General features: G+C 60.9%; 12 protein-coding genes. 2 read left to right on the top strand and 10 right to left on the bottom strand.

From position 1 onward, the window contains the following. Positions 1-91: 91 nt before the first annotated feature. Complete coding sequence (locus P1U48_RS12420) at positions 92-1,621, top strand: MDR family MFS transporter (RefSeq protein ID WP_301069331.1); 1,530 nt, start codon at positions 92-94, stop codon at positions 1,619-1,621. A gap of 45 nt (positions 1,622-1,666) precedes the next feature. On the opposite strand, the gene P1U48_RS12415 is transcribed toward P1U48_RS12420, so the two are convergent. Beyond that, positions 1,667-2,980 (bottom strand): ATPase, encoded by a 1,314-nt coding sequence (locus tag P1U48_RS12415; RefSeq protein WP_301069329.1) that lies wholly within the window; start codon positions 2,978-2,980, stop codon positions 1,667-1,669. A 164-nt stretch (positions 2,981-3,144) separates the two neighbouring features. Between P1U48_RS12415 and P1U48_RS12410 the strand changes: the two genes are divergently transcribed. Further along, positions 3,145-4,749, top strand: a complete 1,605-nt coding sequence (locus P1U48_RS12410; protein ID WP_301069328.1) for a hypothetical protein — start codon at positions 3,145-3,147, stop codon at positions 4,747-4,749. Here P1U48_RS12410 and P1U48_RS12405 read toward each other — a convergent pair. The 9 genes from P1U48_RS12405 to P1U48_RS12365 all read right to left on the bottom strand — a co-directional run bounded on the left by P1U48_RS12405 (position 4,720) and on the right by P1U48_RS12365 (position 13,720). Then, positions 4,720-5,214: a prepilin peptidase gene (locus P1U48_RS12405; protein ID WP_301069327.1), complete on the bottom strand. Its 495-nt coding sequence runs from the start codon at positions 5,212-5,214 to the stop codon at positions 4,720-4,722. The genes P1U48_RS12410 and P1U48_RS12405 overlap by 30 nt on opposite strands. A gap of 10 nt (positions 5,215-5,224) precedes the next feature. After that, on the bottom strand, positions 5,225-6,070 hold the full coding sequence (locus tag P1U48_RS12400; protein ID WP_301069326.1) for a tetratricopeptide repeat protein: 846 nt from the start codon (positions 6,068-6,070) through the stop codon (positions 5,225-5,227). Positions 6,071-6,102: 32 nt separating this feature from the next. Then, the gene (locus P1U48_RS12395) at positions 6,103-6,663 is read right to left on the bottom strand and encodes a tetratricopeptide repeat protein (RefSeq protein ID WP_301069325.1); all 561 of its coding nucleotides are present in this window, start codon (positions 6,661-6,663) and stop codon (positions 6,103-6,105) included. 19 nt (positions 6,664-6,682) lie between these two features. Next, the gene (locus P1U48_RS12390; protein WP_301069324.1) at positions 6,683-7,654 is read right to left on the bottom strand and encodes a type II secretion system F family protein; all 972 of its coding nucleotides are present in this window, start codon (positions 7,652-7,654) and stop codon (positions 6,683-6,685) included. Between the two features lie 11 nt (positions 7,655-7,665). Then, complete coding sequence (locus P1U48_RS12385) at positions 7,666-8,634, bottom strand: type II secretion system F family protein (protein ID WP_301069323.1); 969 nt, start codon at positions 8,632-8,634, stop codon at positions 7,666-7,668. A 5-nt stretch (positions 8,635-8,639) separates the two neighbouring features. After that, positions 8,640-10,109 carry a CpaF family protein gene (locus P1U48_RS12380; protein WP_301069322.1) on the bottom strand — a complete coding sequence of 490 codons (1,470 nt, stop codon included), beginning with the start codon at positions 10,107-10,109 and terminating at the stop codon, positions 8,640-8,642. 23 nt (positions 10,110-10,132) lie between these two features. After that, entirely contained in the window at positions 10,133-11,392 is a 1,260-nt protein-coding gene (locus P1U48_RS12375; RefSeq protein ID WP_301069321.1) for an AAA family ATPase, read from the bottom strand. 221 nt (positions 11,393-11,613) lie between these two features. Further along, positions 11,614-12,288 (bottom strand): OmpA family protein, encoded by a 675-nt coding sequence (locus tag P1U48_RS12370; RefSeq protein WP_301069320.1) that lies wholly within the window; start codon positions 12,286-12,288, stop codon positions 11,614-11,616. Positions 12,289-12,292: 4 nt separating this feature from the next. Beyond that, complete coding sequence (locus P1U48_RS12365) at positions 12,293-13,720, bottom strand: type II and III secretion system protein family protein (protein WP_301069319.1); 1,428 nt, start codon at positions 13,718-13,720, stop codon at positions 12,293-12,295. Between the last annotated feature and the right edge of the window lie 79 nt (positions 13,721-13,799).

Genomic DNA, 13,799 nt, shown 5'->3' with positions numbered 1-13,799 from the left:
AGCACCGCACTGACCAAATCCAAACCATGTCTGTGCGCTCTCCCGGGCGAATTCAGGCCGGCAACAACCGGTCAGCAAAGGACTATACCTCATGGCGGCAGCCGAGGCAGACCAGACCCCGCCACCAGAGATCGATAAGCGTCGGCTTCGGATCATCTTTGCCGCAATTGCTTCGACCTTGTTCCTGTCCTCGATTGGCAACACCGTCGTGGCGGCTGCGCTGCCGCGGATCGTCAGCCAATTGGGCGGGCTGGATTACATCACCTGGGTGGTGACCGCGTTCCTGCTGGCCTCGACCATCGGCGCGCCGATTTCCGGGCGGCTGGGTGATCTCTATGGCCGAAAGGTGGTTCTGCAGGCCGCGATCATCGTGTTCCTGGTCGGATCGGTGATCTGCGGAACCGCGCAGAACATGCTGACCCTGGTGGCCGGGCGCCTGGTGCAGGGCTATGGCGGCGGGTCCTTGATCGTGCTCTCGATGGCCTCGGTTGCGGATGTGCTGCCACCACGTCAACGCGGCCAAGCGCAGGGTGTCCTGTCCAGTATATTTGGCGTGTCCTCGATCATCGGTCCACTGGTCGGCGGCTATATTGTCAGCCATATGAGCTGGCACTGGATTTTCTGGCTGAACCTGCCGATCGGGATGATCGCCTTTACAGTGATCAGCCTGGCGATGGACAAAGCGCCGTCCTCGGGCAAGCACCGGATCGACTATCTAGGTGGGTTCCTGCTGGCCTCCTTGCTCAGCACTTTGGTTCTGCTCGCCAATCTGGGCGGTGCGGTATTGCCCTGGACCAGCCCGACGGTGCTGGCATTGCTGGCGCTGGCCCCGGTTGTGCTGCTGCTGCTGGTTCGGGTTGAACGCCGCGCTGCCGAACCGATCATGCCGCCGATCCTGTTCACGATCCGGAACTTCCAGGTCGCCAATTCGATGAACTTTCTGGTCGGGATGACGATGTTCGGCACCATCGCGTTCATGCCGACCTATCTGCAGGTGGTCAAAGGGCTGGAACCGGCCGAGTCGGGCATGTTCCTGGTGGCGATGATGTTCGGCATGATCGGCACCTCGATCCTGGCCGGACGCTCCATGTCCCGGACCGGGCGCTACAAATGGATGCCGATCGCCTCGACCGCGTTCCTGGGGGTCGCGATGTTCTGCCTGTCCAACATCGGGCCGGACACGTCAATCTGGCTGATCTCTGCCAATCTGTGCATGGTCGGGATCGGGCTGGGGCCGACGATGGGCATCAGCATTGCCGCGATCCAGTCGGCGATCCCGATCGAAAACATCGGCATCGGCACCGCCAGCGTGAACATGTTCCGCCTCACCGGTGGCGCCATCGGCACCTCGCTGTTCGGCGGCTTGTTTGCGATGGGGCTGGGCCGCCATGTGCGCCCGCTGTTGCCGGGCGGCGGTGACGGGCCGATCACGTTCGAGCGGGTGATTGCGCTGGACCCGGACCTGCGGGCGCAGGTGATCGCCGGGTTTTCCGAGGCGATTACGCCGATCTACGGCGTCGCGATGATCTTGGCCTTTGTGGCTTGTCTGATTTCGATGCGACTTGAAGAATTGCCGCTGGGGACCACGATGCCAGACCGGAACACAGCCCCAGCCGAGTGATCGCGGGCCGATTTGTCCTCGCGCAGGCGATCCGCCCGGTGCGGATCAGTTCACGATATGCTCGTCCTTGACGAACATGTTGTGCCAGGCGCGGTCGATCAATTCGGGGGTCATCTGATGGGGGATGCCTTCGAATTCGCAGATCGAGATCATCTGGTCGATCAGAAAGATCGGCTGATAATTGGCAAAAATGTTGTCGATGGTCGGGTATTTCTTTTTCAGCAGATGCACCAGCGCCGGTTCCGACAGCGGCATCTTCTTCTTGCGCGCCACCATGGCAAAGATCTTGAGAAAGTTTTCCTGGCTCGGCCCGTCGATCTTGATCTTGAAGAAGATCCGGCGCAGCGCGGCCTTATCGAAAAGCTCGTTCGGGTGGAAGTTGGTGGAAAAGATCACCAGCGTGTCGAACGGCACTTCAAATTTTTCGCCCGATTGCAGCGCCAAGATGTCCTTGCTTTCCTCAAGCGGCACGATCCAGCGGTTGATCAGCGCCTGCGGCGGTTCCGATTGACGGCCAAGGTCATCGACGATGAACACGCCGCCCGTGGCCTTCATCTGCAGCGGCGCCTGATAGGTGCGGGCGACCGGGTTATAGACCAGATCGAGCATGTCCAGCGTCAGTTCGCCGCCAGTGATCACCGTCGGGCGCGCGCACAGCACATAGCGGTTGTCAAAGCGGTTCGAGGCGCGGCGCAGCGTGTTCGGGTCGTCCACCTGCTCTTCGGCGGCGGTGTGTACGATCGGATCGTAAACTGTGATCACCTGCCCGGCATATTCGACCGCCTTGGGTACGTAGATCTTGTCCCCGAGCGCGTCGCGGATGCCGTTGGAGATCGAGGATTTGCCGTTGCCCGGCGGGCCATACATCAGCACCGACCGGCCCGAGGACACAGCGGGGCCGAGGTTGGAGATCAGGTCGTCGGGCAGCACCAGATGCCCCATCGACGCGGTCAGGTGGTCGCGGGTGACCTGGATATTCTTGATCGACTGGCGCTTGATCTGTTCATGATAGATCGCCAGCGGCACTGGCATGGCGCCATAATACTCCGATTGTTTCAGCGCATCCAGCGACCGGGCCCGGCCGGAATCTGTCAGCTGATAGGCCATCTCGCGTGAAGCGGACGCCTTGACCGTGCCAGTCACCTCAATCAGCATCTGCTCGCGGGCGATATCCACCAGCTCCTGGGTCACCGGGACAGGCAGCGACAAGGCCTGCGCAATCGTGCTGATCCGGTCGATATTCTTGCGGAAAATGGTTTTCAGCAAGATGTCCCGCATCATCACGATGGGAAGGCACATCTCTTCCAGAGAATGCGGCAAAGGTGGCGGTGCCACCCCCGTTTGGACCTGCATGTTCATACGTGTTCCTGCCTTCTGCTCATCACAGGTTTTTTTCCATATTACGCTTCGGCCACAAAGGCCGGTGAACAAATCATTCCAATGCGCATTTCAGCCTCGTAATGTGACAAAAACCACATGAGGGGATCATGAGCAGGGCGCAAATACGGCTTTATTGTGGATTTATGCTCGGCTTCCTCGCGCTGCAGCTGGGGCTGACGCTTTACGCTGGCGCGTTACGGTTTGATCGCGATGCAGGCGACATGCTGCATCTGGCCGATTTGGTGCTGCGGATGACGGCGGGGCAGGTGCCACATCAGGATTTCATGACGCCAATCGGCGATCTGGCGATCCGGCCCTTCGCGGTGTTGCTGTCGCTGCCCACGCAGTTCGGGATCAGATGGCAGATCGGCCTTGGTCAGGCATTGCTCTGGGGCCAGATTCTGGCAGCGCTGGTGCTGTTGCCGGCGGTGATCTGGACCGGGGTCAGCCGCTTGCCGCTGTGGCTCGCCTGCGGCTTTGGCGTCGCGGTGCTGGGGATGGTCACCGCCAATACCTATGGTGGCAGCGATCCGAACCTGTCGCTGCTGGCGCATTCCAACCGCTGGGCCTGGGCGCTGACCAGCCTGGTGGTGGTGCTGGTCGTGGTTCCGGCGCGTTGCGACCGGGCCGATGTCCGGGACGGGCTGATCATCGGGCTGGCGCTGGCGGCGCTGGTGCTGATCAAGGCCGATGTGGCACTGGCGTTGCTGATCCCGGTGGGGCTGGGCCTGCTGATTCAGTTTCGCGCCCGGGTGATGTGGGTCGGAATCCTTGCTGCGCTGGCGGTCTGGGCCGGATACAGCCTGATCTTCGGGCTCGGCTATTGGCTGGCCTATTTCTATGATTTGAGTGCCGGGTCACACTCGTCCCTGCGGCCCTGGCCCTCCGCGTCATTGGTGCAGGTGATCCTGTCACCAGCCTATGCCCCGGCCAGCCTGCTGGCGCTGATCGGTGCCTGGCTGCTGCGGCGGGAGTCGCGCGGGCCGGGGCTGACCCTGCTGATCCTGCTGCCCGCCTTCGCCCACATCGCTTTTCAGAACATCGGCAATGATCCGATCTGGCTGCTGGCACTCGCCATCTGTCTCTTGGCGCAATTGCCGGCGTCGGGCGAGGGGCCGCGCCTCGGCCTTGGCGGGGTCGCTCTGGGCGCGCTGGTTCTGTTGTCGCCGATCATGCTCAATCTGCTGGTCAGCCCGCTGCGCCATGCGTTTCTGCCGCGCGATCAGTACGCGCCGGTGTTCAGCACACCGATCGGGGCGGATCTGCAGATCCTGACCGACTACGCCGGACCCGCGCGCATGGCGATGCCGCTGCGCGTGAGCAAGGATATCGACCCGGCGATGCAGACGCTGTTTCTGGATCGGACCTTGCCGGATTGCACCCTGACCGCCGGGCTGATTGCCGAGACCCGGGATCAGGCCGCCACGCTGAGGGCGCTGAAACCGGCGCTGCAGGTCCAGCCCTTCGTCGCCGATTACCTGGCGCCGCATTGGCTGTTTGCGCCGCTGGCACCGCTCCAGGGCGGCGCGCCGTGGTATTACGAAGGGCTGCCCGGCTTTGCCAATGCCAGCCATCTGCTGGTGCCGGATTGCCCGGCGAACCCATCGGCCCGGCAGCTGATCCTGTCATATGTCGAAGAGATCGGGGTTGGTCTGCATGAGGTGCACCAGGGCGCGGGGTTCAGCCTCTACGCCATTGATCACGCGCCTGGAACGGCGTCAGCTGCCAAAGAAGATGCCCAGGACTAGATACATCGACAGGGTGCCCGCCAGCGCCAGACCCATTGGGAAGTCTCGCGTGCGGGTCCAACTTTCCCATTCCGGGGCCAGACGGCGCAGGGCGGTGTGCTTGGCCAGTCGATGCGCGGCATAGGCGGCCAGAACATTGGCGGTGAACAGCGCCAGAACAAAACGGATATCGCCAAGCGCGACATAGGGCGCGGCGGCGGCGACGTATTTGGCATCACCGGCACCGGCCAGCCCGGCGGCATGCACGAAAATCCCCACCGCCAGCATGATCGCCAGATGCGACAGACGCCACAGATAGGTTTCCAGCGGCATCACCAAGAGGCCCAGCAGGATGAAGGCCGCGGCCAGCGCGATCACCGTCTTGTTCGGGATCCGCATACCGCGCAGGTCACTGAACACGGTGTAGAACGACAGGGGAAGGGCCGGAATCGCCAGGATCAGCGCCGACAGGCTTGAGATTTCCATGCCGCCGGGCTCAGGTTTCGAGGGCGCGAAGCGCGCGCACCGCTTCCTCGAAATGCTGCGGATGGGTGTCGATGGCATCGCGCAACAGCGCCTTGCCGGTCTGCACGTCGCCCTGTTTCACCGCCGTCAGGCCCATGGTCTGCAACAGCTGGGCGCGTTCGACCTGGCTCATCGGGATCACCGGCAGGGTATAATTGCGCTGTGCACCCCGGGCCAGAACAAGGTTGTTCTTGGCGGTGAACAGGCTGGTGTCCTGACGCAACGCATCACCGAACAGCCGTTCGGCCCCGGTGAAATCGCCACGGGTCAGTTTCGAATAGCCCCAGTTGTTCAACACGCCAGCCGGTTTGGTGGTCAGCCCGGCGGCGATTTCATAGAAACTGTCGGCCTTTTTCCATTCCTTGTTGCTGTCGGCGATCATCGCCTCCAGCCGGTAGCGCTTGTAAGTCTCAAACGTCGGCGGAATCTGGTCGAGCACCTTGTCGGCCTTGGCCCAATCCCCGGCCCGGATCAGCGCGTCGGCATAATCGACCCGGTCGTCGTCATTGGCCTCTTTATGCTCGACGATCTTGGCAAAGACCGGCACCGCTTCGACCGGGCGCTTGGCCCGGATCAGGCTTTGTGCCAGCCCGCGCTGCAGGTCGATCCGCTTGGGGTTGTCGCTCGACGTGCGCTGGAAATAGGCCACTGCCTCGTTCGGGTCGGCGACGGTCAACATGATGTCGCTGAGGTTGGATTCATCGACGACGTTCACGTCGCGAAAGGCGCGGTTGACCTCGCCGGACCCGTTTTGGTCACAGCCCGCAAGCGCAACCGCGCCTGCCAGATACAGGGTCACAAATAGGGGATGGCGCATGAACTGCGTCCTTTACTGCTCTGCCTCGGGCCTCATGGTATCTGGCGGATCAGGAATTCGCTGCTGCCGCGCCGTACCACTTTGTATTCTTGGTCTTGATTATCGACAGCGTAGCTCGAATTTTCAAGTTTTTCGAGCGCTAGCCGCAAATTGTCTCGAATTGCGTCACTTTCGCCATTGTCGAGGGCGTAGGCGCGCTTGAGGATCTGCACAGCCTCGGCGGTTTCGCCTTTTTCCATCAGCAGGATGCCGAGGTTGTTCCAGGCCTCGGGCGCCGCTTCGCCGGTCTTGATCGCCGCGCGCAGCTGCTTTTCGGCCTGGCCGAGCCGCCCCAGGCTGTAGTTCGCTGCACCCAGGGCCGACAGCACCTCGACGTTCATCCCCTGATCCCCGGCGGCGCGGGTATAGGCCTGCAGCGCCAGCTCGTATTCTTTCGCCGCCATCAGCCGGTCGCCGACGATCAGCCCGTCCACCGCCTTGGCGTTCGGTTTCACGCCGGGCGCATAGACCTGATCGCCAACAGGGGAAAAGCCGCCTGACGAACAGGCGGCCAATCCAAAGCTGACGAGGATGGCGAGGTGAATTTTCGCCATGGGTGCCGATGCCTTTGTCTTAGGGGCTCATATTGCCCATTTGCGTGATGCCGTGAACCGAGGGACCGACCAGGATGATCAGCAGCGGCGGCACCGTCAGCATCATTGTGGCAAGGGTCATCTTGGTCGGCAACTTGTTTGCCTTTTCTTCGGCGCGCATAACACGTTTGTCACGCATTTCCGCCGCATAGACCCTGAGCGCTTCGGCGATCGAGGTGCCAAAGATGGAGGATTGGATCAGCACCGTCACAAAGGACGAGATATCCATCACGCCACAGCGTTCGGCCATATCGGCGAGAACCGTCGATTTGTCCTTGCCGGCCTTGATCTCGTTGCTGACGATCTCAAATTCGTCGGCCAGCGCCGGGAACGAGGGCCGGATTTCCTTGGACACCCGGATGATCGACTGATCCATCGACTGGCCGGCTTCGACGCAGACCAGCAGCATGTCGAGACTGTCGGGGAAACCGTCGGTGATCTCGTCCTTGCGGGTCTGCATACGCTTGGTTACCCAGTATTTCGGGAACATATAGCCGATGCCGCCGGGGCCGAGGATATACATCAAAGTCTGTTGGGTCGTCGGCTCATCCGCGGCCATGAACAGGACAAAATAGATCAGCCCGAGCAGGATCCCGAGGATCCCCAGCGCGAATTGCGCAAAGTGAAAGAACCGCACCGCATCGCGCGACCGGTAGCCGGCCTGCATCAGCTTCAGCTTGGCCGCCGAATACTCGGTTTCGTTCTGCGGTTCGAGGAAGGAGGAATATTTCTCCAGCTTGTCGTTCTTGGTGCCAACCCGCAGCCGGTCCTTTTTGGTGGCGCCTGCCGCGGCGGCATTGGACTGCTGCCTCAGCTTGTCCAGCGGATCGCGTTCCTTGCGCAGGAACACCGGCAGGGCAACAAGGATCAGCACCACACCCAGCCCGCCAACCGCGTAGAGCGGTCCCATGGGGCCAAGCAGATTGACCAGGAATTGGTTGATGGCGTCCATTTTGGCGCTCCTCAGACTTTGATATTCACCAGCGAGCGCATGACGAACAGGTTGGCTCCGAGGAACCCAGCCACGGCAAGGCAGGCATGAATGAAATAGGGGTGTTCCATCACTTCATCGTAGTAATGCGGGTCCATGACGTTGATCACGATCAGCGCCAGAATGGGGAAGGCCGACAGGAACTTGCCCGACCATTGCGCCTCGGCGGTGATCGCCTTGACACGGCGGAACAGGCGAAAGCGCGAGCGGATCACGGCGGCCAGACCGGCCAGAACCTCGGCCAGGTTACCACCCGATTGCTGTTGGATGGTGACCGCCACGGCGAGGAAGCGCATATCCTGCATGTCCAGACGCTCAGCCATTTCTTTCAGCGCCTCGCCCATATCGCGGCCATAGGCGGCCTCGTCGGCGATGATGCCGAATTCCGAGGCCAGCGGATCCTGCACCTCTTTCGCGACGATGGCGATGGCCGAGGAAAACGGGTGGCCGACGCGCAGGCTGCGCACCATCAGTTCCACCGCGTCGGGCAGCTGTTCTTCGATCATCGAATAACGTTTGTTGGCCTTGCGGCTGACCCAGATGTAGACGGCACCGATGCCGATGCCGACGGACATCACAACCCGCATCGCCAGCGAGGTGTCCGAACTGACGGTGATGCCCATAAAGGCCACGCCCGACAGCACCGCCATCATCATCAGCAGCTGCTGCGGGGTAAAGGCGATGGCCGCCTTCTGCGCCTTGTCAGCCAGAAGCGAATACAGCGGGATCTTGCGCGATGCCATGTGCTGCTGCATCTCCTTGCGGAGTTTTTCCAGCACCTCTTCGCGCCCGGCGCCCTTGTCGAGCATTTCCAGACGGCGATTCACCCGGTTGTTCAGGCTGATCGATTTACCAAAGACTGTCAGATAGATGCCCTCGACCAAGACGAGGACACCGACAAAGATAAGCCCGTAAATGACGGGTCCGGTCGCGAATTCCATCAGCCCTACTCCGCAGCTACAGGTTCAAAGATCGACGGCGGCAGGTCATAACCCCATTGCTTGAAGCGTTCGGAGAAATGCGAGCGCACGCCGGTGGCGGTGAAATGGCCCAGGATTTTGCCATTCGGGCCAAGGCCGACACGCTGAAAGCGGAACACCTCTTGCATCGAGATGACCTCGCCTTCCATGCCGGTCACTTCGGTGATCGACACCATGCGGCGCGACCCGTCCTGAAGGCGGCTGGCCTGCACGATCAGATGCACGGCGCTGGCGACCTGCGAACGCACGGCCTTGAGTGGCATTTCGATCCCGGCCATGGCGACCATGTTTTCCAGACGGCTGACGCTGTCCCGGGCCGAGTTGGCGTGGATCGTGGTCATTGATCCGTCGTGGCCGGTGTTCATCGCCTGCAACATGTCGATGACCTCTTCGCCACGGGTTTCCCCGACGATAATCCGGTCAGGACGCATCCGCAGGGCGTTGCGCAGACAATCGCGCTGGGTCACCGCGCCCTTGCCCTCGACGTTGGCAGGGCGGCTTTCCATTCGGCCGACATGGGTCTGCTGCAGTTGAAGTTCGGCGGTGTCTTCGATGGTCAGGATACGTTCGCTGTTGTCGATAAAGGACGACAGGGCGTTCAGCGTGGTCGTCTTACCCGAACCGGTCCCGCCCGAGACGATGATATTCAATCGGCAGGCCACGGCGGCTTGCAGATAGGCGGCCATTTCTTCGGAAAAGGCGCCGAATTTCACCAGGTCATCAATGCCGAGCTTGTCTTTTTTGAACTTACGAATGGACACAAGAGATCCATCCACCGCCACCGGCGGCACCATGGCGTTGAACCGCGAGCCATCTTGCAGACGGGCGTCAACATAGGGGTTGGATTCATCGACGCGCCGACCCACGGCCGAGACGATCTTGTCGATGATCCGCAACAGGTGCTTTTCGTCCTTGAAGGTGACGTCGCTGAGTTCCAGCTTACCGTTGCGTTCGACAAAAATCTGCTGCGGGCCGTTCACCAGAATATCGGCGATGCTGTCGTCCTGAAGCAGGCTTTCGAGCGGGCCAAGGCCCTTCACCTCGTCATAAAGTTCCTGATTGAGATGCGAGCGTTCCTCGCGGTTCAGAACGATGCCTTTTTCCTGCAGCACTTCGGTGGCGATGGAGTTGATCTCCATCCGCAGATCCTGTTCGGATGCGCTGTCGAGGGCGGCAAGGTTGAGATTGTCGAGCAGGGCGCGGTGCAGCTCCAGTTTGATCTCGCTCAGCCGTTCCTTGCGCTTGCGGGTCTTGTCGGTGGCAGCCGGGCGGGCCGCGGCGGTAGTGCCGCCGCCCATCGGGCGCCGCGCGACTTTCGGTTTCTGCGCTGCCGCGGCGGCAGGCGCGCTCGGCGCTGCGGGGGCTGCGCCGCTGCTGTTGATGGGAACGAGCGTTGGCTTGTTCGCTTGGCCCGGTTTTTTATATTTGGAAAACATCGGTATTACCCCTTGTCCCGACCTCAGTCGGCCGTGTCCGCTTCAGCCGTCATGTCGAGCGCGTAGATCGACTTGGCCAGTTTCGCGATTTCCTTGCGCAGTGGGTTCTTGGCGGCCAATTTGCCCAGCGGCGAACCACGGTCGCCAGCCTGTGCAATCGGTTTGCCACCATCCGGCAATTGCAATTCGATCGAAATTCCCAGGCTTTCGCCCAACCGTTTCACCCGCTGTTTGCCGTTCAGGTCCAGGCCCGTCGGGGCGCGGTTCAGAACGTAGCGCAGTTTTTCGACCGGCAGTTCCTCGGCTTGCAGCGCGCGTTTCAGGCGCTGGCAATTCTGGGCGGACCGCATGTCCAGCTCCATCACCGCAAAATAGACCTGCGAGGCGTTCAGCACCGCTTCGGTCCAGTTGACCAGCGTCTTGGGCATGTCGACGACGACAAAGTCGAAATGCGACCGCGCGATTTCCAGAATCCGGTTGATATCTTCCGAGCTGACGAAATCCAGCGGCAGCATCTCACCGGGCGAGGTCAGCACATGCAGCTTTTCCTCAAAGGTCAGCATCGCCTGATGAAATGAATCGCTGTCCATCGCTTCGGTATCGGACAGCATTTCATAAACCGATTCACGGCGCGGCAGGTCGAGATAGGTCGCGACAGTGCCGAATTGCAGATCGAAATCGAGAATGCAGACCTTGGGGTCGTCTTCGCCCTTACCGGCGACATTGCACAATTCCCAGGCCAGGTTCACCGCAAGGGTGGTGGCGCCGACGCCGCCAGCCAGGCCATGGGTGACCAGAATGGCACCATTGCGATCACCCTTGACCCGTTTCTTTTTCGTCGTGTCATTGGCGGCGATTTCCGGTTCCGGATCAGGGGCCTGAATCCGCGAGATCGCGGCGGCCAGTTCCCCTTCGGGAAGCGGGTAGGGCACGAATTCATCGGCGCCCTGGCGGAGCAATTGGTGCAGTGAGGAGGGGCTGACGTCTTCGGCGATCAGGATCACCTTAATGCCATGAACCCCGGCCTGGGCGATGATTTCACCCAGCAGCGCCAGGTTTTTCTCGTCTTCGGCGTCAATCGCCATCGAAATGAATTCAAGTGAGGTGGCTTCGGGTTGATTGAAGAACATCAGTGCTTCAGAGAACCCAAGGTCGCCCCAGTGTTCGCCTAACGCGTCTTCCATGTCTTCGATCAACAGATCGAAGCCATCTGGCTCGCGGCGGATCGTGCACGCGATCAGCGCGCTCGGCTCCGGCTGCTGCACTTCTGCGTTCGACGTCATGCCTCAATACCTCTCATCGTCCACCTATTTGGTCGGTGACGGCGGTTCCGCACTGCTCCTGCGGTTACGACGTCGGGGTCCGATCCAATTGCCCGGAAGAAGGGCTTGGTGTTTCTCAGGTCAGGATGTCAGTGAACTTGGGCGGAAATGCGGCCAAAAATATGAATTAGTTGGGTAATTCACAACACTGACCGAAAAAGCGCGGTGTTGTTTCGCTGGGCTTAGTCGCCCAGCGATTTCAATCCGCTCTGCATTTGCACGCCGCTCAACCCGCTGACGGCGACGCCAGACTGCACATAGTCACGGTAAATGATGGCAGCGTATTTGCCATCCAGCACCAGCGGTGCGCCACCGACAAAGCCGGTGACCTCGGTCACGGTGCGCCGATTGCGGCGTTCGCGGCCCTGGGTCACGACCAGCGGTTGGGTTTCGCCATAAGACACCATCGCCTCAAGCCGCGACCGGGAAATCCCGAAACGGGTCAGATAGCTGACGACCGCTTGCGCGCGGCGCAGGCCGAGTTTCTTGTTATAGGCGTTCGTTCCGACCAGATCGGTGTGGCCAAAGACCCGGAACCGGACCTCGGGGAATTGCCGGATCCAATCGGCCTGATGGCGCAGGACGGCCTGGGCATCGGCATCCAGAACCGCCGAGTTGAATGCGAAATTCACCGTCGAGGGGACCTCTTTGGTGAAACGGTCGTTCAATCTGACGACATATTGACGATCCCCATTGTGGATCATGGTGTTGTTCATCGTCGCGCTGCCGAAATCGCCGCCATCGACAATCGCGCCCGCTTCGTTGGTGAAGGTCGAATAGCCGTCACCGGTGCAGGCCACCAGGGCCAACAGAGAGGTCGCGGACAAAAGCCCTTTGAGGTGGCCCCGAACGATCATGGTCTCACTCCATCACATAGCCATAAGAGCCGCTGAAGTCCTGCCGCGCAACTTCGCCCGCGGCACCCTTCAACTTGCGGCTCTGATCCTTGGCAACCTTGCCGAACAGGAAAAGATCCTTTTCCGACGGGGGTTTGACCCGATCCGTCGGCAGAACCAATGCTTCGCCGCTGGTCGGTTGCACCAGATGCGCGGTGATGATGATCACCAGCTCGGTCTGCGACCGTTGATAATCGGCGCTGCGGAACAGCGCGCCCAGCACCGGGATATCGCCGAGCCAGGGGACCTGGCCGTTGGAATCGCGGAAATCATCCTTGAGCAAGCCGGCAATCGCAAAGCTCTGCCCATCCCGCAGCTCAACCGTGGTCTGCGCCTCGCGCCGGGTAAAGGCGTTGATGGTAAAGGCGTTCAGGGTAAAGCCGTTGTTGGTATCGATCGCCGAAACGGCGGATGACATTTCGAGGTTGATGATGTCGCCATCCACCACCCGCGGGATAAAGTTCATCTCGACGCCGAAAGGTTTGTATTCGACCGAGACCGAACCATTGTCCTGCGACACCGGAACCGGATACTCGCCACCGGCCAGGAACTTCGCCTCCTGACCCGAAAGCGCAACCAGGTTCGGCTCCGCCAGAGTGCGGACCACGCCCTTGGTTTCAAGAGCTTCCAGCAGAACGCCGACCTCGACCGCGCCAACATCAAAGCCAAACAGCATTGCGCCGTTGTTGGTATTGTTGGCGGGGATATTGCCTGCCAGAGAACTGGTCTGGCTGGTCGAATTGTTGTTGGTTCCGGTGCCACCGGACAGGCCCAGCTTGCCGCCCAGGCCGCTGCCTTTCAGCGACAGCGAGGAAGACAGCGATTTCGACACCGAGCGTTCCATTTCAGCGAAGCGGACCTTCAGCATCACCTGCTGGACGCCACCGACGCTCATCAGATTGGAAACCCGTTCCGGCGCATAGCGTTCGGCCAGGTCCAGCGCCCGTTGCAGGCGCTGCGACGAGGTCACGGTGCCCGACAGCACGATGCCGTCATTCGCGGTGCGCACTTCGATCTTCTCATTGGGAAGGATCTGACGCAGGCGTTCCTTGAATTCGGTGATATCAGCCGCCACCACCACATCGACATTGGTGATCAACTGACCGTTCTGATCCAGCAGCGTCAGGGTGGTGATCCCCGGCGATTTGCCCAGAACATAGATCGACCGGTCGCTCAGCGACGAAATGTCGGCAATCTGCGGGTTGGCGATCGAAAGTTCGGCAAAAGGTGTGTCGCTTTCCACGACCACCGCGCGGTTCATCGCCACGCTGACCTTGGCCTCTGCACCGCGGTGCAGAACTCTAAGCTGTTCTGCCATGGCCGGTTGGGCCATGCTGCTCACAGCCAGAGACAGACCCAACAGGGCCGCCTTGATAAATCTGTCGTTTTTCATGTGACCTGCCTCTCCGATCACGCCTCAGATGCGGGTCTTGTGGTGCCCACGATTGGCTGCATCCTGCGGCAAGTTATGT

It is taken from the genome of Pseudooceanicola sp. (assembly GCF_029213205.1).
Classification (GTDB): Bacteria; Pseudomonadota; Alphaproteobacteria; order Rhodobacterales; family Rhodobacteraceae; genus Pseudooceanicola.
Note: the sequence above shows the minus strand (reverse complement) of the source record. Positions and strands in the feature narration are given on the sequence as shown.

Excerpts from the sequence above, each read along its gene's own strand:
- P1U48_RS12385 (WP_301069323.1), bottom strand. The coding sequence starts at position 8,634 with ATGGAATTCGCGACCGGACCCGTCATTTACGGGCTTATCTTTGTCGGT.
- P1U48_RS12375 (WP_301069321.1), bottom strand. The coding sequence starts at position 11,392 with ATGACGTCGAACGCAGAAGTGCAGCAGCCGGAGCCGAGCGCGCTGATC.
- P1U48_RS12380 (WP_301069322.1), bottom strand. The coding sequence starts at position 10,109 with ATGTTTTCCAAATATAAAAAACCGGGCCAAGCGAACAAGCCAACGCTC.
- P1U48_RS12365 (WP_301069319.1), bottom strand. The coding sequence starts at position 13,720 with ATGAAAAACGACAGATTTATCAAGGCGGCCCTGTTGGGTCTGTCTCTG.
- P1U48_RS12370 (WP_301069320.1), bottom strand. The coding sequence starts at position 12,288 with ATGATCGTTCGGGGCCACCTCAAAGGGCTTTTGTCCGCGACCTCTCTG.
- P1U48_RS12410 (WP_301069328.1), top strand. The coding sequence starts at position 3,145 with ATGCTCGGCTTCCTCGCGCTGCAGCTGGGGCTGACGCTTTACGCTGGC.
- P1U48_RS12415 (WP_301069329.1), bottom strand. The coding sequence starts at position 2,980 with ATGAACATGCAGGTCCAAACGGGGGTGGCACCGCCACCTTTGCCGCAT.
- P1U48_RS12395 (WP_301069325.1), bottom strand. The coding sequence starts at position 6,663 with ATGGCGAAAATTCACCTCGCCATCCTCGTCAGCTTTGGATTGGCCGCC.
- P1U48_RS12390 (WP_301069324.1), bottom strand. The coding sequence starts at position 7,654 with ATGGACGCCATCAACCAATTCCTGGTCAATCTGCTTGGCCCCATGGGA.
- P1U48_RS12405 (WP_301069327.1), bottom strand. The coding sequence starts at position 5,214 with ATGGAAATCTCAAGCCTGTCGGCGCTGATCCTGGCGATTCCGGCCCTT.
- P1U48_RS12420 (WP_301069331.1), top strand. The coding sequence starts at position 92 with ATGGCGGCAGCCGAGGCAGACCAGACCCCGCCACCAGAGATCGATAAG.
- P1U48_RS12400 (WP_301069326.1), bottom strand. The coding sequence starts at position 6,070 with ATGCGCCATCCCCTATTTGTGACCCTGTATCTGGCAGGCGCGGTTGCG.